This is a genomic window from Pseudanabaena sp. UWO311, assembly GCF_006937785.1.
Lineage (GTDB): Bacteria > Cyanobacteriota > Cyanobacteriia > Pseudanabaenales > Pseudanabaenaceae > Pseudanabaena.
Genome location: NZ_SJEE01000006.1, coordinates 25,183 through 44,575, shown reverse-complemented (window position 1 = coordinate 44,575; position 19,393 = coordinate 25,183). Strand labels below are relative to the sequence as shown.

Sequence of the window (19,393 nt, the reverse complement as noted above, 5' to 3'; positions counted from 1 at the left end):
AATATTTAGATTTACAATATGCTTCAAAAGTTTTTTAGGGAAGTCCCCATCTGAGTACAAAATGTCGGATTGGCAAAATTTTTTATGGCAAATTGCCACGGCTCGAAGCGAAGTAGAACTGCGCGATCGCTTTATCGAGGATGCGGGGAAATTTTTCATGGCAAAGGCTTGGGGATTCGATCGCCTCGATGCAAATTCGGAAATCATTTCTGCGGATTTCCGAGGATTATCGCAATCTTTCTGCGATCACTATCATCAACTCGGTCGTCAGGGCGATCGGATTAGTCTGACTGCTATACAAGAAAAGACTCCTATCCATAACTTATCCATCCAAACCCAAGAAAGTTGGCAGCAATCAGATATTTACCGAAAAGTTTTTCGTCCCGAAGGAATCGAGAATGGTATGGCATCGGTTCTCGTTGGCAATGGAAACCTTGTGGGCGGCATCTATTTTTTGCGCGAGCAAGACTTGCCACCCTTTGCCGACAAAGATTTGCTGCATATCAGCACTCTCTCCTTGCATCTTTCGGTAAGAATGGCAGAATTACGAAACTCTAATTCTGAAAAGTTGAATTGCCTCACGATGCGCGAACGGGAGGTCGCAGAACTGGTCGCAAAAGGTTTTAACAATCGCGAAATCGGCGATCGCATCGGAATATCAAGGGAAGGAGTAAAACAGGCTCTAAAACGAATGTTTCGGAAATTAGATGTCTCCGCAAGAGCCGAGATGGTTGCGATCTTGAAGATTTAGATCTTAATTTCTTAACTAATTAGGCGATCTCATCAAAAATCAATCTCCTCAAGGCGATCGCTATTACTATGAGTCGTGATTTCTAGGAGATCGTTATCTATCTGCTAAAAGGTTTGGTGTGGGCGATCTATGCGGTGATCCCAGTGTTCTCTATAGATCCTTCTTCAAAAAGAAACGATTATAGCCTTGAGGAAAGTCTGTTAGTTCGCCAAAAATAACATATCCACGCTTTTGATAAAAATCTAGAGCTTGAAAACTGAACGTTTCTAAATAGGCATATTTGCAACCTCGCTCTCGCTTCACAGCTTCTTGTTCCGCAGTGGCTAGAAGAGCATCACCATAACCTTCCCCACGAAAAGAATCCTGTACCCACAACACATCAACATATAACCACTGCCAATAGGTTTCTCCAACCAATCCGCCAACTATATGCCCATCTACATCTCTCAAAAAGATTGCTAGGTGCTTATAGTTGCCTTCCCCTACACGATTTCTGTTGAAATTGATAATCTGTTGCATCACAAATTCAATTTCATCAGATTGTGGCTCTATAGCTACGTCAATTCTCAATTGCTCCATAGATTTATCTCGTCATCTGGATAGTTCTAACCTGATAAGGCTAATCGCAAAGCTTACCAGCAAAACTACTGTCCTATTCTAAAGCTAGTGCGATCACTATTTTGTAGGTTGAGTTAAGAAACGCAACCCAACTAGGGGAAATGATAACTCAATTGTGGATTACTGTGAACGCTTTTTGTGAGGTGAAGGGGAAAATGGCAATCGTTAATACTCTAAGTCGTGATTTTTTAGACGATCGCCTCAATTCTCTATCTGATAAAGCAGTGGCTGAAGGCGATCGCTATTATCGTGAGTCATGATTTCTATGTGACCGCACCAACAATCTATCTCATAAAGGCGATCGCTATTACTATGAGTCGTAATTTCTAGGCGATCGCTTCAACGATATATTTTTTAAAGGTTTGCTGAAAGCGATCGCCTTAAAATATTGTCATAGCTAAAGATTGCTGACTTTCGCCATCTTTAAGGCTCACTCCATTCTTCCAAAGTTCATATTCGCTAATATCAATATCTTCATTCCAAACCAACCCATAACCACCCGACTCAATCTTAAAATTTTTAAAAAAGCTAGGATTCCGTAATGGAGCAAACATCTCTTTATTTAACAACTGAGAGATATCATACTTCTTAAATTCATTTTGGCTAAACTCAACCAACAATATGCGATCGCCAATGACTTGAGCAGAAATAATTTTAGGAGGCTTCATGATAAATATCTCAGTTATTTTAAGGGAGGTAGCTTACGAAAATCTTGAGTGTTCCACATATTGAGGAGTTCGCTTTGATATAGCGTAGCCCATTCCATTACTAGCTTTTCAGCCCGACTGGGTAAATCTCCTTCAATGATTTCTAGCGATGCGATACCAATCAAAGCATTAAAATCGCCGTAAATTGCATGAAAATGTGGAGGTGGATGATCTCCAAAAAAGACTTTGATAGTTATCCCGTAAAATCTTGTGACTTCGGCATATAGCCTCTTTTGTTTATAGTCTATTTTAGCCGAAATTGACACCTGCAAGCTACCAAAAATCTGATGAATCAAGAACTTTTTTCAGCGATCGCCTCAACAATCTATCCTCTAGAGGCGATCGCTATTACTGTGAGTCGTGATTTTTAGGTGATCGCTCCAACAATCAATCTCCCAAAGGCGATCGCTATACTATGAGTCATGATTTCTAGGCGATCGCTTATCGATTCTCATTCTTTGCGGCGGGACTCATCCTACAAGGAATCGACGATAGCTTTATCGTCCGCTCCCAGCACACTTAGCCAGATATACGCTGTTTGAGAAAATCAATAAAGACCCGAACCTTGAGCGGAACATAAGCACGGGAAGGATAGACCAGCCAAGCCGCACTACTGAAATCTCTTGCTGTCACATCATAACTTGGAAACACATTGACAAGTCTCCCATCTCGTATATCATCTCCAATCAACCAGTTGGGTAGTAAGGCTAATCCCATTCCCGCGATCGCACATTGCTGAAGGGCGATCGCGTTTGAGATAATTGTTTTCCCTTGAACAAAAACTTCACTTTCTTCTCTATCTATATTCCTAAATCTCCATTTTGAGCGAAAACCTGTTAGTGGAAACAACAAACAATCATGCTTCTCAATATCGCTAGGGATCTTTGGGTGTCCTTTTTGTTGGAGATACTCTGGACTAGCACATACAAAGTAATGAGTTTGCATCAGTCGTTGGACGATCAATGTCGAGTCTGCTAATAATCCCAGTCTAATAGCAAGATCGATGCGTTCTGTAAATAGATCGACAATGGCATCGGCTAGGAGTAGTTCGACAGTAAGATCGGGATACAGCAATCTGAAGTCAGGCAATAACGGAACAATGCACTTAAGTCCAAAAGAAACCGATGCCGTAATTCGCAATATTCCTTTCGGTTGTCCAGACATATCGGAAGCCACATCGATCGCCTGCTGCATTTCCTCGACCAATGGTTCAATTCGCTGAAAATACGACATTCCCGCCTCTGTGGGAGACAATTGCCTAGTTGTACGCTGGAACAAACGGATACCTAGTTCTTCCTCTAAACCTGCGATCGCCCGTGACACGGATGAAGGATCGACATTTCGCTCCCGCGCAACAGCAGCAAAGCTGCCTTGTTTGACGACATCCACAAAGATTTGCAGGACAGATAATTCCATAGTTGATGAATATCAAGGTTTGCTCAATAGCTTCCTGAATTTTAAGCATTAATTGTGGCGATCTCGTAGATTTGGAGATTTATTATGCATGAATTATAAACCATTCATGCAAATATTGCACGAGAGAAGTTCGTGATTTTGTATTTATTGTTGATTTAGCATGGGATATCGTGAGTCCATCTCAAAAGTTAATTCACAGGAACGCAGGCTATGAAACTTCAAAACGCAACGGTATTGGTTACTGGCGCAAATCGCGGAATTGGTCTTGCACTTGTTCGAGCCTTACTAGGCGCAGGTGTGCAGAAAGTCTACGCCACTGCCCGCGATCGCAATAGCTTAGAAGCGGTAACGGCGCTCGATTCAGCGCGAGTCATTCCATTGCAAGTCGATGTTACCAATCATGATTTGGTGAGCCGTTTATCTGAGCAAGCTCCCGATGTCAATCTACTTATCAATAATGCTGGGGTTTTGTCGTTTGGTAATATTCTGGAGGTTCCAGTAGAAAAGATCCATGAACAATTTGATGTCAACTTCTACGGAGCGCTGAATATGGCTCGTGCGTTTGTGCCTGCGATCGAAAAAAATGGTGGTGGTGCAATCGTGAATATCCTAACGCTTGTTGCTTTAGCCAGTATGCCAGGATTAGCTACTTACAATGCCTCGAAAGCTGCGGCTTGGTCGATGACTCAATCTCTTCGCGCTAGCGTTTCTGACAAAAACATCGCAGTTTATGGAGTTTTCCCTGGTGCGGTGGATACGGATATGCTAGCTGGTGTTGATATGGCAAAAACAAGTCCTGCGGATATTGCAAAGGCGGTGCTACATGGAATTGAAACCGATCTAGAAGATATCTTTCCCGATCCGATGTCTACTCAGCTTTATGCAGCTTGGCGACAAGACCATAAAGCGGTCGAGAAACAATTTGCTGGAATGTAATTGCTAGGAGCTAAATTTGATGACTAACACAATGATTACGATCGCAAATTTTGCCGAAGATGGTGCAGAAGCCTTACAACGATATGTTGATGGGGTTCTTCCCCTGCTAGAACAAGCTGGTGCTAAAGTCCAGCGTTATAGTGGTATTGCAACATTAGTGGGTGGCGATCGCTTCGATCTCGTCGCAGTGATGGAATTCCCAAGCGAGGCAGCTATGAAGCAGTTTCTTTTGAGTGATGCCTACACCGCAATGGAGCCTTACCGAGAAAAGGCGTTTAAGTTTCTCACAACCTTTTCGTCAAATTCATTACTGTAATAAACGGTGCAGGAATAAATCTTGCACCTAATGAATTATTCAAATCATTCAAGAGATATCTAAAACAATGAACAAGAAAACAGTTGCAGTAATAGGTCTTGGTGCGATGGGTTCGCGGATCGCTCTAAATCTTCTTAAAGCAGGCTATTCGGTGGTAGTGCATAATCGCACTATTGAAAAAGCGCAACCTTTAATCGAGCAAGGTGCAACTTTGGCGACAAGTCCCCGTGCTGCTGCCGAGCAAAGTGATGTGGTGATTAGCATGGTAACGGATAATGAGGTTTCGCGTCAGGTTTGGCTTTCCGCTGAGACAGGCGCAATCTTGGGATTAAACTCAGATAAAATTGCGATCGAAATGAGCACATTGACTGTAGATTGGGTGCGAGAATTAAATCCAGCAATTACTCAGAACGGAGCGAGTTTTCTCGACGCGCCTGTGGTAGGTTCTTGCCCTCAAGCAGAGTCAGGAAAGCTCATTTCGCTAGTTGGTGGGCAGGTAGAAACCTTAACGCAGGTGCAACCGATTTTAAATGCTGCGGGAGTGGCAAGCATTCATCATATTGGAGACGTTGGACAAGGTATGGCGATGAAGCTAGCGGTCAATGCGCTCTTTGGTATTCAGGTTGCAGCTTTGGCGGAACTATTAGGAATGTTATCCAAAGATGGTATTAGTCCAGAAAGAGCAATGGAATGCTTATGGGATTTGCCCGTTATGAGTTTGGCAGCCAAAGGAGCAGGAAGTTTGATGGTATCCGAAAATCATGCCCCGCTATTTCCAATCGCTCTAGTCGAGAAAGATTTTCGTTACGCTACTCAAACGGCTCAAAATTTAGAGGCAACAATCCCTACAGTCACTGCTGTTATGGATATTTACCGAAATGCAATCGCTCAAGGTCATGGCAGTGAGAATATTACAGGCATTGCTCAACTTTTCATCTAAATTCTCTGTCTAACAAAAAGTTAAACTCCAACAGACAAACTCTAAATGATTGCCATCTTAGGGGAGTAATGTATTGCGATCGCTATTACTGTAAGGCGTGATTTCTATGCGATCGCCTCAATCATCTATCTGTAAAGGCGATCGCTATTACTATGAGTCATAATTTCTAGGCGATCACTTCTACTTTATTACAATATCTTTTCTCCAACGATCGCTGCAATCGGAACTGCGTAGTGGATTGCATTACCTTGGTAATGCGCTCCGATACCAAGATTGTCAATGCCAATGTCTTCTCGAAATATTTGGCGAATTCGCTCTTTGTCACCTAAATTTGGGAAAGAAGCAGCTAGTTGTTGCTCCAACTCTAATTCGACCTTATAGAATTTCCAACTTACATTTTGGAGATTAGTGTTTGCAAACAATTGAGAAAATTCTTCTAAAGTCAAAGCATGGGTATGAGAAGGATCGCGGAGCTTTTCAAGGCGATCGTAAGCCTCTACCTTTTCTTGTGGTAAAGCCACATCAGCAATAAGTACCCGACCACCTCGACGACACACGCGCATCATCTCTGACATCACAACATCTGGCTGCAAAAAATGATGAAAGGCATAACGGCTCATCACAATCGAAAAACTTTCGTCAGGAAATGGTAATTTCTCAATATACCCTTGTTGCCAAGATAAATTTTTCAAGCCTTTTTGCTCGGCAAGAACTGAAGCCTGTTCTAGCATTGCTGGTGTAATGTCAATTCCTGTAACGCGATCGGCAACCTTCGCAAAAGCGCAAGCAACAATTCCACTCCCGCAAGCAACATCTAGAACTGTGTCTCGATCTGATACATCTGCCATTTCGACGAGCAAGTCTAAAGATTCTTGATTAGAGTGAGCATATAATAGAGTAAATGGAATAGCCTGAAGAGTGAATTGATCGATGATAGATTCTTGATGAGTAGTCATGATTAGTTAAATATGAGCGCCAGAATTAAGTAATCTCCACTCTATTTGACTAATCCCGACTAATCTTGCACGTTCTTGCTATTTTGATATTGCTTAGGTGTAACTCCTACGATTTTTTTGAAATGACGATTTAGATGGCTTTGATGGGAAAATCCAACTTCTTGAGCAACTTGCGCGATCGCTAATCCTTGAGAGAGCAGTTTTTTGGCTTGGAGCACTCGAACTTGGATTAAATATAGATGTGGAGGTAAGCCTACTGACTGCGAAAAGATACGGCTTAAATGAAAAGGACTAATATAGGTCAGGGCTGCAAGCTGAGTAAGTGTAGGATTCTCACTATAATTTGCCTCTAAATAATCGCGAATCTGAGATACGATTTTAGGCTCATCATCAAGCGATCGAATCTGGCTACATGAAGCCTGCGTACCGATCAAATAAATAAGTGTCTGCATCAAATGAGTTTCTTGCTCTAGAGCTGTTGATGCTGTTTCCATGACACTAAATAGTTTTTGAATCTGTTGTAGGATTTTCGTCCCATGAATTATGGGTTCCCGAAAAAGTGGGAGTTGTTGCGCCTTTCCTGCGATCTCGAAGGTAGCTCGTTCAACCATTGCGATACTAGGATACATAATTCTTTGACTATATCCACTCAATAAATTTTCTGGATAACAGGCGTGAACATCATCGGGATTGATTGCGATAATAGAACCTGACGAGATCGGATAAGATGTCCCTTTGTGATGAAGTAATGCCGTTCCTTGTTCGATAACGCCAAGGGTTAAGGTTTCGTGGGTATGACGAGAAGACGAGGTGACAATATTTTCAGTCACGAACATCTCAAGGTTGTCAAGTTTTGCTAAAGACAAAAATCTCGTTTTGTTTTCCTTCGTTTTCATAGCCTTATAGACAATGCGCTCACCTATCAATTTCTCATACTTTGCGATTGCTATTACTGTGATTCGTGATTTCTAGGAGATCGACTGAATTATCTATCTGTTAAAGGTTTGCTGATGGCGATCTCTATTCCAAAATATAATAAATCTCAAATAATTTATTGATTTTTATTTTAGAGGTGAGATTAGATAGAACGTTTTAATATGTTGGTCGTTCAAGATTTAATTTGCTGCATCAGGCTTGCTGCATCGGAAACAGACCAATGTTCTGCAATCTTTCCGTCTTGAATCCGATCAATTCGGATCACTGATGTCGAGATGTGCTTGCCCGTTGGCGGAATACCATAGAAATCACCACGGTGTGTGCCTTGGCTGGTGATGTATGTAGCAATTCGATCGCCTTCCGCAACCTGCTGCACGATCTCAATCTGAATGTCGGGGAAAGCGGAGAAAAAATCATCAAAGAATGAATCATGATAGATCCGAAGCGCGTTTAGACCGCGATTGTCTGTTCCTGCCATCGCATGGTTTACACAATCTTCTGTCCAGAAATCTTTCAATACCGAGAGATCTCGACCGTTCCAAACCAACCGAACAAAGTTTTGGATGATCTGCTTGTTTTTATCAGTGTCGCTCATCAGCTTTTCTCCAGAGAGTAGTCTTTCATCGGACGGTATACAACTTCAAAAGTCTGAACGACTTTGTTGATGCAGTTAAATTACTTTATCAAAGGTAAATTCGCATTTTATATTAATTCAAGTACGATCGCTTCAACAATCAATTTCCTAAATGCGATCGCCTCTCCCCGCAAAAATTTAGCAATCACTTAACAACATTATTTACGCATCGATCAAGACCTTCTTTAAGGATTGTCTTGCTAAATCGATAAAAGCGCTAACGGCTGGTGATAGGTCTTTATAAGATGGATAAAGCGCGTTAATCTCAACTTTCTTAATATACCAATCTTGCAAGACTCGCTTTAGTTGAAGATTCTTTACTGCATCGATCGTCGCAAACATAGGTAAAACTCCTATCCCTTGGTGAGCGATCGCTGCCTCTAATAAAATTGCCATATCATTACAAAATAATCGAGGCGAAACAGGAATTTCAGTCTGTAACAAGCCTTGACTGAGGCTCCAGCTTTTTTTTGGAGTATTAGAGTCTTCTAGCAGAATGTGATTGCGAAGATCGTCAGGAATTTGAGGATTACCATGCTTTTCAAGATAAATTGGACTTGCAAATAATGCAGCAGTAGCTTGTCCCAAATGTTTCATAATCAATGAACTGTCGGGTAACTTCCCTACCCTAATTCCTAAGTCGAATCCCTCTTCTATTAGATCTATACGACGATTTGATAGCTCAATTTTGCATTGTACATTGGGATAGGAGTTTAAGAAATCGATCACGATTGCCCCTAAAAAAGCTTGTCCCAAAATATAGGGAGCCGTAATCCTTAATAGTCCTGATGGCTGAGACTGATAATTTCCCACCATACTATTAGCAACTTCTAATTCCTGAACGATCCGACAACAATGGTCATAATAGCGGCGACCAATTTCTGTCAGATGGATACGACGAGTGGAACGTTGTAAAAGTCGGGTACCGAGCCGTTCTTCCAAACGCGATAAAGCCCTGCTAACTGAAGATTTCGGGAGTGCAAGTTTCTCCGCAGCAGCCGTTAAACTTCCCTGCTCCACAATCTTTGTAAAAATCATGATGTCATTAAGATTTTCCATAACACTTTTAGCTGACGAGGACAATCATTAGAATTGTTGCTTTTATGGAACAGTCTGTTCCATAAAAGCATCTTAATCTTTTGGGAACAACAATCTAAAGTAGATGAATATTAAAAATTACTGAGGATTAAGACTATGGCAACATTAACTGGAAAAGTGGCAATCGTAACTGCTTCATCTCGCGGTATTGGACGGGCTGTTGCTAAACGGCTAAGTCAAGATGGCGCGGCAGTAGTGGTGAACTATGTTTCCTCCCCAGACAAAGCTGAAGCTGTGGTGCAAGAGATTGTATCGAACGGCGGACGGGCGATCGCGATTCAGGGTAGTGTGGCGGACAAAGCCGACGTTTTGCGTTTATTTGACGAAACCGAGCAGAAATTCGGGGCGATCGATATTGTGGTAAATGTGGCAGGGGTATCGGTATTTAAGCCTCATAGCGAACTAACCGACGAAGATTTTGAGAAAGTATTTTCGGTCAATGCAAGAGGTGCAATGTACGTTTTGCAAGAGGCTGCCAAGCGCGTCAAAGATGGCGGGCGGATCGTGCAATTCTCTACTGGCGGTACGATGATGCCTATACCTGCTGGTGGCATTTATGCGGCGAGTAAAGCAGCAGGCGAACGTTTCGCCTTTGCCCTATCCAAGGAAATTGGACATCGCCAGATAACGGTGAATGTGGTTTCCCCAGGTGTCACAGATACTGACGGGCTGATTATGCCCCAAGAAGCAATAAATCAACTGATTCAGCAAACACCCCTCGGACGATTGGGAGAACCTGATGATGTGGCAAATGTCGTGGCTTTCTTGGTTAGCGATGATGCTCATTGGGTAACAGGACAAAATATCCAAGCTAACGGTGGAATTTTGTAACGTCCCCTTCCTAGAAGCTAGAGTCGTTATAAACAATCGTGCTCAACAGAAATTAATTTGGTCAGTCTTATGGAATCGAAAACACCCGTTATTTTTGTTGGGCATGGAGCTTCGGTCTACACTACGAGTCCGTACCCATCAACGTTTGCAAGAAATAGGTGTAATGCTGCAAAACATCCAGCCTCGTGCGATTGTTTGTATATCAGCCCATTTCATCGCGCCGACATTCTCAGTGACAGCAACTCAATCTCCCACCACAATTCATGACCATCCCGTGCAGACGCTTTACGCGGATCGATATCCTGCTAAAGGGTCTCCTGAGCTTGCTGACAAAATTGTTGACAGCCTAATTCATGATGGGTTTGAAAGTGAGATCGATCGCGATCGCGGTTTAGATCATGGAGCGTGGGTTCCACTCTCACTGATGTTTCCAGAGCCTCATATTCCAATTTTACAAGTTTCACTGCAACAAGACTACGATCTGCAACTTCACTTTAAATTGGGACTAACTCTACAATCCTTGCGAGATGAAGGCGTACTGATTATTTGTAGTGGAGGTGTGACTCATAATCAGGCAGAGTTCCGAAAAAGTTTTTTAAGTGGAGAAAATCCAAATATTGTCAAGGAGTGGAGTCGAAAATTTGATAGTTGGGTTACTGATATGTTAACTACAAAAAACATTCAGGAGAGAACATCTGCTATTCTGAACTTTCAGTTCCATGAGTCTTATTCTCTCGCTCATCCAAGCATTGAGCATTCCTTACCACTTATCGTAGCAATGGGAGCAGCTTATCAAGATCTAGATGAAAGCAAGGTGAAGCAACTTCATTCAGGGTTTCAACATAGTCTTTCAACTTCTGCTTTTTGGTTTTATTCTAGGCGATCACCTCAATTATCTGTCTGCTAAAGGGTTTGCGATATTGCGATCGCCAAACTGATTTCACGAGCTATTCGACAGAAAAATTCCCTTTAACCTTGATTTTACCCAGTCAGCAAAGTGATTACTATGTTCACTCATACCCAAAAGACCAAGGTCTTGTAATTGCTGGCGGATATCTTGATAGATTTTCTTTTCCTTGGTTAGTTCCTGAGTGAAAGTTTCCGCTAAATCTGGATGCAACCGCAGCAAGCGATCGAAACTATGCTTGTTGATCACAAATACGCTAGTATCCTCTAGCGTTTGAGCAGTACTTGTATAGGGCAAATTCAGCATGATTGCTACCTCGCCAAGGATATCTCCTGATTTGTAAATTTTGACATGCCGATCGAGTCTAGTTACTACAGTTTCAATCGATCCAGATAGCACCAAATAGAAGTGAGTACCCATAGCATTTTCGTTAAATACTACTTCTGACTCTGCGAAAAACTTACGATAGCCAGTTTCGATTAGTTCGCGGAGATGAATATCCGAACAAACATTGAAATGAGGTAATTGTCGAAGAGAATCTCGAATCGAAATAGATTGACGTAAACTTTTAGCAAGAGATTGCTGTGGATTTGAATTAACGGGATTGTTTGAAGAGTTCCCATTGCTTGAGATTTGGGGATCTGGCAATTGCGGTAATATCTGCTTGAGTTCGTCAATATTTTTTAGCCATAGATCTCGCTGTGGGAAAGGTATTTTGATTCCCACTTGACGTAGATTGTGTTCGACAATGAAATTTAGAGAACTTCTCACTAACACACCCTCGTCAATTTGGGCGATCCATACCCACAATTCAAACTCTAAGGCGCTTTCACCAAAACCTTTGAATATCACCCTTGGTGGTGGCTCTTGGAGCACAGTTGATTCCATGTAGGCGGAATTTAATAAAGTTTCGGTGACTAGAATCGGATCGCTATTGTAGGCAACTTTTACGGGTAAATGTAGCTTACCCGTGAGACTTTTGTAGCTCCAATTGAGAACTCGATTGCTAGTTAAGTTGCTATTAGGAACTACGACATCACCACCGTCAAAAGTCCGTATGACCGTTGAACGCAACGCAATTTCCTTAATGTGTCCTGAGAGATTATCAAATTCAACATAGTCTCCTACTTGTAACTTACCCTCAATCAATAGCGTCAATCCGCTAATCAAGTTTTTCGTGATTTCCTGAAACCCAAAACCAACCCCGATCCCTAAGCCGCCCAAAGTCACAACTAAAGGTGCAATATTCAACCCATTTACTTGCAAGACGATCACAAAGCCTAATGCCCCAATCCCATAGGTCACAAGCGTAGCGATCGCTTCTCTTTGACCTTGGCTTGCACCTAGTCTTGGCAACAAACGATTTTTGAGTAAGCGTTTGCAAATTATTGAGAGCATCATTACTGTCAGGAATGACAGCAATAGCTTAAACAACCAAAGTATAGATATTGATTCATCACCAATCTTGAAGATCGGCGCTTGAAGAAACTGACCTGTAAGCGTAAAAAGCTGCTGGAGATTGGAATTCATTGCGTTTTTGTCAGTACTCAAAATTTAGAGTAATTCAAATATATGGTACCTCCATGCTGGCAGGTCTAAGTAGAGTCCAGAATCGAGGAGAGATTCTCCAGAGTGTTTGTACGTTGCTGTTCCCATTAAGTCTTTAAGCTGGTAGTTTTGATTGCTCAGATCTGCCCAAGGTAAGGCAAGATAGCATTGGCTTTGATGGGGGGCATAGTTAACTACGACGATCGCGCGTTTTCCATCCTGCGATTGCCAAGCAAAGGCTATGAAACTATCCCAAGTCCAATTGTCATCCCAAGCAGGTTTGCATTGCAACAATTGCCAATTATCCTGACGAAATAGGTTTTGGTTCAGGACTTTAAGCAAATTTAGATAAAACTCCTGCAAACTGCGATCGCTTGCCTGTTCTGGAAAGCGACAGAGGTGAACGGAAATCTTTGTCTTCCAACCCTGTAATTGACCTTGATGGAAAAAACGCAGTCCAGAACAGAAAAAAGTGACGATTGCTGCTGCTTGATGAATATCTGTAGGAAAAGTTGCCGCAGCACGAGGCTCGTCGTGGTTTTCTAAAAAGCGGGTAGATTTTTTCTGATAATCCAGATCTGCCCAAAAATGTTCTCTTACCGATCGCGGATGTTGTGCGTGTAGGCGATCGTACAGACGTTTATCGTAGGTGTAGTCAAATCCGCGCTGTTGTAACTTCCATTCTAAATCCCAATAAACCTCTGCCATGAATGTAAAATCTGGATAGTTTGCTTTGATTTTACCAATAGCTCTTTCCCAGAATGGTTCTATCTCAATTCCCCATGTTCTTTGAAAAATTTCTGGTAAAACCAGCATTGCCATGTCACAGCGCAAACCGTCACACCATTGAGAAATTTTTAATAACTCGTTTATGAGCGCGATCTGTAAATTAGGATTACCATAATTCAGTTGTAACGTATCAACCCAGCCATCAAAATATGGGTCGCGACCATAGGCGAAAATAGTTAAACCCTTGGGCAAATCTAACTTGAAGTAATTTTGCGGCTGTTTGGCATGTTGTGCTTCTGTCCCAGAGACATAGTAATCAGGATGTGCAGATACCCAAGGATGATCGATCGCTGTATGGTTTGGTACGAAATCCAGCATCAATTTCAGTCCCCTTTGATGTAGGCGATCGCGCAGTCGAGTTAAAGACTCTGGCTCTCCTAAACTTCTATTCAAGGTATAGTCACTAATCGCAAAGCCAGAACCACAGATATCTTCTTCTTGCAAATCTGGAAAAGTTGCTTGATATTCCGCCAACCAGATGGGATTGGAGCGCGAAACTTTGCGACCGACTTCTCCTATTTGCCAAACACTCATGAAATAGACCCAATCAAATCCTAAGTCAGCCAGTTTATCTAGTTCTAGATCGGGAATATCATCTAGGGTTGCAGGACGACCGATTTGGGTAGATATTTGACTAAGCCAAACACGAGTATTGATTTGGTAAAGTGAAGGATAACGATAGTTACTCATATAGTGAAGTTTTTCATAGGATAAAAACATGAGGATGCTCCCTATATGAGCGCACCCTCAAAACTTATTTTCAATTAGCTAAGAGTACTTAGAATAATCTTTCCATGCTTGTGATTGTGCTGGATGGCATTATGAGTCTCAGCAGCATCTTGAAGTAAAAATCTTTCTACAGGGGATGGTTTAATTATTCCGAGATCGATCAAATTACCAATCTGGATCAATTGAGATGTATCGCTTGGGGTTGTAAAAATAGCAATACCTCGCAAATCTGCTGATGGCGGTACAATTGGCTCCGCAGCTCCTTCTGTTGAAATCAAAATTCCGCCTGATTTCAAAACTTGCCACGATCTCTGTCGGGTTTCTCCGCCAATGGTGTCGAAGACCACATCGACATTGGCAACCTTTTCCTCAAACCGTTCGTTTTTATAATCAATGGCTAGATCCACACCCAATTGCTGGATAGAGGCTAGGTTCTCGGAGGAAGAAGTGCCAATAGCGATCGCACCTTTCCACTTAGCCAACTGCACCGCATATCGACCAACGCCACCGGAGGCTCCATGAATCAAGATGGTTTGACCTGATTGTAAATTTGCGAGATCGAAGAGGGCTTGCCATGCAGTTAGAGCAATGCTTGGTATCGCCGCCGCTGTACCAAAGTCTATGGACTTTGGCTTGGGAGAAACCAATTCGGCATTTGCAACAACGTACTCCGCATAGGCTCCAAGTTGTTCTAAAGGCAGCATCGCAAAGACTTGATCGCCCACTGCTAGATTGCTGACCTGATTACCGATTGCTTCAACTACTCCAGATAGGTCGTATCCCAAAATCAGGGGTAGGGGAAAAGGAAATTTAGATTGTAGATATCCTTGCCGTATTTTCCAATCAACAGGGTTAATAGCAGCCGCATAAACCCGAATTAATACTTCATTCTCTTGTGGCTGTGGCTTTGGAGATTCTTCATACATTAAGACTTCAGGATCGCCGTAGCTGTGGAGTCGAATTGATTTCATTATATTAGTTACCTATTTTTACTGTTCTGTTTGAAAGCTATTCTCTTTGAGAATCTATTGCAAGGAATGCGATCGCGATCGCAGGCAAGAGAATCGCCCAGAAATTAATCAACTTCATAAAAAAAGCACCGAAGGCAGCGCCTAGAATGAATCCGATTAAAGTAACGCCAAACTTGATTTGTCGTTGGCGTAATTCCTGCATTTCTCTTTTTTGCAATTCAGGATCTCCCAGCTTTTGATAGTCGCGAATTATCAACGATCGCGCTATGTCGATAGTAAATTGCGTCAAATTACCAGTCATTACTGTAGTAGGTGCGAGACTCCCTAAAGATACGCGCATTAAGGCATTTTGAATTCCCATGGCAAACACACCAATCGATCCAACTGCAAACATAGTTAAGGGAGCGATCGCGGCATTGCGATCGGGGATTGCGACTGCACCAACCCAAGCGAAACAAATTAAGGAAACTACTTGCAACCATAGAAAACTTGATAGTTTTGGATGGCGAATTCGAGATAGCGTCGTAGTCAAGACGATCGCCGCAATGAAAACAGGAACTACAGCAAGTCTTACCCAAATCTCCTCACCACTCGCTCCAGCAAGTTGAGCGCCTGCGACCACTAAGTTACCCGTTACATGGGAAGTAAACAATCCATTTAAGCCAAGAAACCCAGCCGTATCGATATACCCAGCCACCCAACTCAATACAATAGTAGTGATAAGAATATCAGAAGCTTTTTCTATTTTCATTTCGCCTTATAAGAAGCGTGAAACCTAATATAAACATATCTTCATATTTGATTTGTATTTAACTTTATACTTCTATTTGTTTAGTACCATATACCTACAATTTTATAAAAATTCTCCTTGTCAATTTCCTGCACGATCGCACTTGCTACATCGTCAGGATGAATCGTTTTAAATCCTCCATTAAATTGATAACTTCTCAGGAAAACACTTTTTTCGGCTCCATCTTTAATGTATGGGCAACCAATTAATGTCCAATTAATATTTGACTGAGAGACTTGGTTGTAAGCATTTTGATGATCGGCTATTGCATTTTTTACTGGTGTTAACTTTAATATTTCGATAGTAATTTTGCCAAATAGAGTTTTATCCATTTGGGCAATACCAGTAATAGCTATATATCGCTTATTGGATTTGCCTGATAAGAAAGATAATATTAATTTTGTTGCATCGCTAAATATCGTGGAAGGCTTTAGTGGATCGGCTCCAATGACATTTATGATGATATCAAAATCAATGCGCTCTAATTTCTCTACTACATCACGATCGTAAATATCCCCTTCTTGAATAGATAGATTCTGGTCTTGGATAGTCAATTTACTTTTGTTACGGATAAATGCTATAACTTGATGCCCATTTTTTAGTGATTTAGAGACTATTGATTTTCCTACTCTTCCAGTAGCACCAAAAAGTAAAATTTTCATAGTTTATATTTTTTTGAAGATGATTTTGATGGTTATATCTTTTAAGATCTAGCTTCTCTATCCTCGATTTAGCATTATTTACTGTAGATTACGATTACTATATCATTTTGGATGAAACTGAAATTGCCCCAGAGATTAATAAAGAGCTGTACTTAAGTTCGGGTTTATATTAACTATTTAGACTGAATAATTGAGCTATGCTTGTAATATTGTAGTAAATCAATTTAGTTATCCTATACAACAAAATTTCTATACTAATGAGGTTAAGTTGATTTCTATCTGCTAACTGAGGTAATAGGTTAACAAGATGAATTACAAGCTATTTCGTAACCATTTGCCTGAATATCTGATCGAGGCATGGGGATTAGGAAGTTTTATGGTTTCGGCTGGACTTTTCAGTACGATCATTGCTCATCCTGATTCTTTGATCAGTAAGTCTATTCCCGATCCTTTTTTGCAGAGAGTTCTCATTGGGATTGCGATGGGTTTAACGGCGATCGCGATTATTTACTCACCTTGGGGCAAACAATCGGGCGCACATATCAATCCTGCCGTAACATTTACCTTTACGCGATTAGGTAAAGTTAATCCCCTTGATGCTCTGTTCTATATCATCTTCCAAACTGTGGGAGCGCTGATTGGTGTCTTAATCGCAGCATTAGTGCTGGGACGGATGTTTACCTATCCACCGATCGCCTATATCGTTACAGTTCCCAATACAGCAACAACGATCGCTTTTTTTGCGGAAATGGCGATCGCCTTTGTAATGATGACGATGGTTTTAGTAACTAGCAATAATCAAAGGTTAGCCCCCTATACAGGCATATTTGCAGGCTTTCTGGTCATGCTTTACGTGATCTTTGAGTCGCCAATTTCAGGATTTGGCATGAATCCAGCACGAACTCTTGCTTCTGCTATACCATCAGGAATCTGGACAGATATTTGGATTTATATTTTTGCCCCAACTTTAGGAATGCTTTTAGCATCAGAATTTTATGTGCAAACATTTACCATACACAAAGTATTCTGTGCCAAATTACAGCACCGCAATCACCAACGCTGTATTCATTGCCAATACCAAGACCAATTTCTCAACCAAAAATCTAAACTGAGGAATTAAATAGGAGTGAAAAACTAAAGGGATGAAACTGAGGATTACCCTAATCGTTTTTTAATCAAATGCTAATAATCTATCATTTTGGGTATGTATTAATTATTAGTAGGATTGAGAAACATTGATTTTTCGAGATAGTTGATGTCGATCTAAACCTAAATAGCACGAGGAGAATCCTATGTCTGTTGAAAATTACGACATTATTATTATTGGCACTGGAGCAGGCGGTGGAACTCTGGCGTATGAGCTAGCTTCAACGGGTAAAAAGATTTTAATTTTAGAACGTGGTGGATTTCTACCTCGGGAAAAAGAAAACTGGAGTGCTGCGGATGTCTATCTGAGGGAGCGCTATCACACCGATGAAATGTGGTTTGACAAAGACAATAAAGCTTTTCGTCCTTCCACTGGTTATTGGGTCGGCGGCAATACTAAGGTTTATGGTGCGGCTCTACTGAGGATGCGCGATCGCGACTTTGAAGAAGTCAGTCACAAAGATGGCATCTCGCCAGCATGGGTGGTCAAATACGACGAATTTGAACCTTACTACACCAAAGCCGAAGAACTTTATACAGTTCACGGTCAGTCTGGACAAGATCCTACGGAGCCAACTAGAAGCGCCGAGTTTCCCTATCCTGCGGTTAGTCATGAGCCACGAATGCAGGAAATTAGTGATGGGATTCAGAAGCAGGGATTACATCCCTTTAATTTGCCTTTGGGACTAAAGCTAAATGAAGTCGATCGCTCTTTAAGTACTTGTATTCGCTGTAATACCTGCGATGGGTTTCCTTGTTTGGTACAAGCAAAAGGAGATTCAGAGATAAATGGGATTCAACCAATTCGTTCATTTAGCAATGTAACTTTGTTGACTAATGCGAACGTTCTTAAACTACTGACTAACGAGTCTGGCAAACAGGTTAATGCTGTCGAAGTAGAGATTGCTGGTGAAGTGCAGACTTTCTCAGGAAATATTATCATAGTTGCCTGTGGTGCTGTGAATTCGGCGGCTTTATTGTTGCGATCGGCTAATGATCAGCATCCGCAGGGTTTGGGAAATAGCTCTGACCAAGTTGGGCGCAATTTTATGAAGCATCTCTGCGTGGCGATGGTGGCGATCGGGCTGAAGCCAAATCCTGCTAAGTATCAGAAGACGATCGCAGTTAGTGATTTTTATTGGGGTGATGCTGAGTTTCCCTATCCGATGGGGTTAGTGCAGAATACAGGTAACGTGCTTAAGGACATGATCCCTGCTGAAGCGCCGCCACTTTTGGCTCCCTTAGTGAAGCTAGTTCCAAATTTTGAACTGGAGCTAATTGCTGAGCATACTACGGGCTGGTGGCTGCAAACGGAGGATTTACCCGATCCCAATAATCGCGTGCGCGTAGTTGGTGAAAAGTTGTATCTGGACTATGTACCTAATAATCAAGAGGCAAGCGATCGCCTAACTAAGCGATGGACTGAAGTTCTCAAAAATATCGATCGCGACGAGCAGATTATTCCCTTTGGCATTTATCCTCGCAATAATATTCCTTTGCAAGCAGTCGGACATCAATGTGGAACCTGTCGCTTTGGTGACGATCCCCAAACTTCGGTTCTGGATCGCAACTGTCGCACCCACGATGTCGAGAATCTCTATGTTGTGGATGCTAGCTTTTTCCCTTCGAGTGCGGCAGTTAATCCCACGCTCACGATTATCGCTAACGCCATTCGCGTGGCGGATCATTTGAAAAGTATTTTGTAGCTAATT

21 protein-coding genes are annotated in these 19,393 nt (G+C 41.8%); 8 read left to right on the top strand and 13 right to left on the bottom strand.

All coding sequences use genetic code 11. The features are described 5' to 3' along the window. The first annotated feature begins 61 nt into the window (after nt 1-61). Entirely contained in the window at nt 62-751 is a 690-nt protein-coding gene (locus PseudUWO311_RS07030) for a helix-turn-helix domain-containing protein (RefSeq protein ID WP_190303425.1), read from the top strand. Nucleotides 752-901: 150 nt separating this feature from the next. On the opposite strand, the gene PseudUWO311_RS07025 is transcribed toward PseudUWO311_RS07030, so the two are convergent. From PseudUWO311_RS07025 to PseudUWO311_RS07010, 4 genes are all read right to left on the bottom strand, one after another. Continuing rightward, nucleotides 902-1,330 carry a GNAT family N-acetyltransferase gene (locus PseudUWO311_RS07025; protein ID WP_142654490.1) on the bottom strand — a complete coding sequence of 143 codons (429 nt, stop codon included), beginning with the start codon at nt 1,328-1,330 and terminating at the stop codon, nt 902-904. 419 nt (nt 1,331-1,749) lie between these two features. Further along, on the bottom strand, nt 1,750-2,037 hold the full coding sequence (locus tag PseudUWO311_RS07020; protein WP_142654489.1) for a DUF2442 domain-containing protein: 288 nt from the start codon (nt 2,035-2,037) through the stop codon (nt 1,750-1,752). Nucleotides 2,038-2,051: 14 nt separating this feature from the next. Beyond that, nucleotides 2,052-2,324: a DUF4160 domain-containing protein gene (locus tag PseudUWO311_RS07015; RefSeq protein ID WP_142654596.1), complete on the bottom strand. Its 273-nt coding sequence runs from the start codon at nt 2,322-2,324 to the stop codon at nt 2,052-2,054. Nucleotides 2,325-2,595: 271 nt separating this feature from the next. Then, a complete protein-coding gene (locus PseudUWO311_RS07010) occupies nt 2,596-3,492 on the bottom strand; it encodes a LysR family transcriptional regulator (RefSeq protein ID WP_142654488.1) in 897 nt (298 codons plus the stop codon). A gap of 210 nt (nt 3,493-3,702) precedes the next feature. Between PseudUWO311_RS07010 and PseudUWO311_RS07005 the strand changes: the two genes are divergently transcribed. The 3 genes from PseudUWO311_RS07005 to PseudUWO311_RS06995 are packed head-to-tail and all read left to right on the top strand — an operon-like array spanning nt 3,703 to nt 5,684. After that, nucleotides 3,703-4,428 carry an SDR family oxidoreductase gene (locus PseudUWO311_RS07005; protein ID WP_142654487.1) on the top strand — a complete coding sequence of 242 codons (726 nt, stop codon included), beginning with the start codon at nt 3,703-3,705 and terminating at the stop codon, nt 4,426-4,428. A 19-nt stretch (nt 4,429-4,447) separates the two neighbouring features. Continuing rightward, nucleotides 4,448-4,744 (top strand): DUF1330 domain-containing protein, encoded by a 297-nt coding sequence (locus tag PseudUWO311_RS07000; RefSeq protein ID WP_142654486.1) that lies wholly within the window; start codon nt 4,448-4,450, stop codon nt 4,742-4,744. Between the two features lie 34 nt (nt 4,745-4,778). Then, nucleotides 4,779-5,684: an NAD(P)-dependent oxidoreductase gene (locus PseudUWO311_RS06995; protein ID WP_317842998.1), complete on the top strand. Its 906-nt coding sequence runs from the start codon at nt 4,779-4,781 to the stop codon at nt 5,682-5,684. A gap of 188 nt (nt 5,685-5,872) precedes the next feature. On the opposite strand, the gene PseudUWO311_RS06990 is transcribed toward PseudUWO311_RS06995, so the two are convergent. From PseudUWO311_RS06990 to PseudUWO311_RS06975, 4 genes are all read right to left on the bottom strand, one after another. Beyond that, on the bottom strand, nt 5,873-6,640 hold the full coding sequence (locus PseudUWO311_RS06990; protein WP_142654484.1) for a class I SAM-dependent methyltransferase: 768 nt from the start codon (nt 6,638-6,640) through the stop codon (nt 5,873-5,875). Nucleotides 6,641-6,699: 59 nt separating this feature from the next. Then, the gene (locus tag PseudUWO311_RS06985) at nt 6,700-7,536 is read right to left on the bottom strand and encodes an AraC family transcriptional regulator (RefSeq protein ID WP_142654483.1); all 837 of its coding nucleotides are present in this window, start codon (nt 7,534-7,536) and stop codon (nt 6,700-6,702) included. A 212-nt stretch (nt 7,537-7,748) separates the two neighbouring features. Continuing rightward, complete coding sequence (locus PseudUWO311_RS06980) at nt 7,749-8,171, bottom strand: ester cyclase (RefSeq protein WP_142654482.1); 423 nt, start codon at nt 8,169-8,171, stop codon at nt 7,749-7,751. A 201-nt stretch (nt 8,172-8,372) separates the two neighbouring features. Next, nucleotides 8,373-9,269, bottom strand: coding sequence for a LysR substrate-binding domain-containing protein (locus PseudUWO311_RS06975; protein WP_142654481.1), 897 nt, complete (start codon nt 9,267-9,269; stop codon nt 8,373-8,375). Nucleotides 9,270-9,404: 135 nt separating this feature from the next. Here PseudUWO311_RS06975 and PseudUWO311_RS06970 point away from each other — a divergent pair, with 135 nt between their 5' ends. Both PseudUWO311_RS06970 and PseudUWO311_RS06965 read left to right on the top strand, forming a co-directional pair. Beyond that, nucleotides 9,405-10,139, top strand: a complete 735-nt coding sequence (locus PseudUWO311_RS06970) for an SDR family oxidoreductase (protein ID WP_142654480.1) — start codon at nt 9,405-9,407, stop codon at nt 10,137-10,139. A 103-nt stretch (nt 10,140-10,242) separates the two neighbouring features. Next, nucleotides 10,243-11,046: a DODA-type extradiol aromatic ring-opening family dioxygenase gene (locus PseudUWO311_RS06965; RefSeq protein WP_142654479.1), complete on the top strand. Its 804-nt coding sequence runs from the start codon at nt 10,243-10,245 to the stop codon at nt 11,044-11,046. Nucleotides 11,047-11,079: 33 nt separating this feature from the next. Here PseudUWO311_RS06965 and PseudUWO311_RS06960 read toward each other — a convergent pair whose 3' ends face one another. The 5 genes from PseudUWO311_RS06960 to PseudUWO311_RS06940 form a co-directional block, all read right to left on the bottom strand. After that, complete coding sequence (locus tag PseudUWO311_RS06960) at nt 11,080-12,576, bottom strand: mechanosensitive ion channel domain-containing protein (RefSeq protein WP_142654478.1); 1,497 nt, start codon at nt 12,574-12,576, stop codon at nt 11,080-11,082. Between the two features lie 24 nt (nt 12,577-12,600). Then, on the bottom strand, nt 12,601-14,073 hold the full coding sequence (locus PseudUWO311_RS06955; RefSeq protein ID WP_142654595.1) for an alpha-amylase family glycosyl hydrolase: 1,473 nt from the start codon (nt 14,071-14,073) through the stop codon (nt 12,601-12,603). Between the two features lie 74 nt (nt 14,074-14,147). Continuing rightward, nucleotides 14,148-15,083, bottom strand: a complete 936-nt coding sequence (locus PseudUWO311_RS06950; RefSeq protein WP_142654477.1) for an NADP-dependent oxidoreductase — start codon at nt 15,081-15,083, stop codon at nt 14,148-14,150. A 37-nt stretch (nt 15,084-15,120) separates the two neighbouring features. Further along, on the bottom strand, nt 15,121-15,834 hold the full coding sequence (locus tag PseudUWO311_RS06945; RefSeq protein ID WP_142654476.1) for a YoaK family protein: 714 nt from the start codon (nt 15,832-15,834) through the stop codon (nt 15,121-15,123). An 80-nt stretch (nt 15,835-15,914) separates the two neighbouring features. After that, nucleotides 15,915-16,535: an NAD(P)-dependent oxidoreductase gene (locus tag PseudUWO311_RS06940; protein ID WP_142654475.1), complete on the bottom strand. Its 621-nt coding sequence runs from the start codon at nt 16,533-16,535 to the stop codon at nt 15,915-15,917. Nucleotides 16,536-16,842: 307 nt separating this feature from the next. Here PseudUWO311_RS06940 and PseudUWO311_RS06935 point away from each other — a divergent pair, with 307 nt between their 5' ends. Beyond that, nucleotides 16,843-17,655 (top strand): aquaporin, encoded by an 813-nt coding sequence (locus PseudUWO311_RS06935; RefSeq protein WP_142654474.1) that lies wholly within the window; start codon nt 16,843-16,845, stop codon nt 17,653-17,655. A gap of 172 nt (nt 17,656-17,827) precedes the next feature. Continuing rightward, nucleotides 17,828-19,387 (top strand): GMC oxidoreductase, encoded by a 1,560-nt coding sequence (locus tag PseudUWO311_RS06930; protein WP_142654473.1) that lies wholly within the window; start codon nt 17,828-17,830, stop codon nt 19,385-19,387. Nucleotides 19,388-19,393 lie beyond the last annotated feature (6 nt).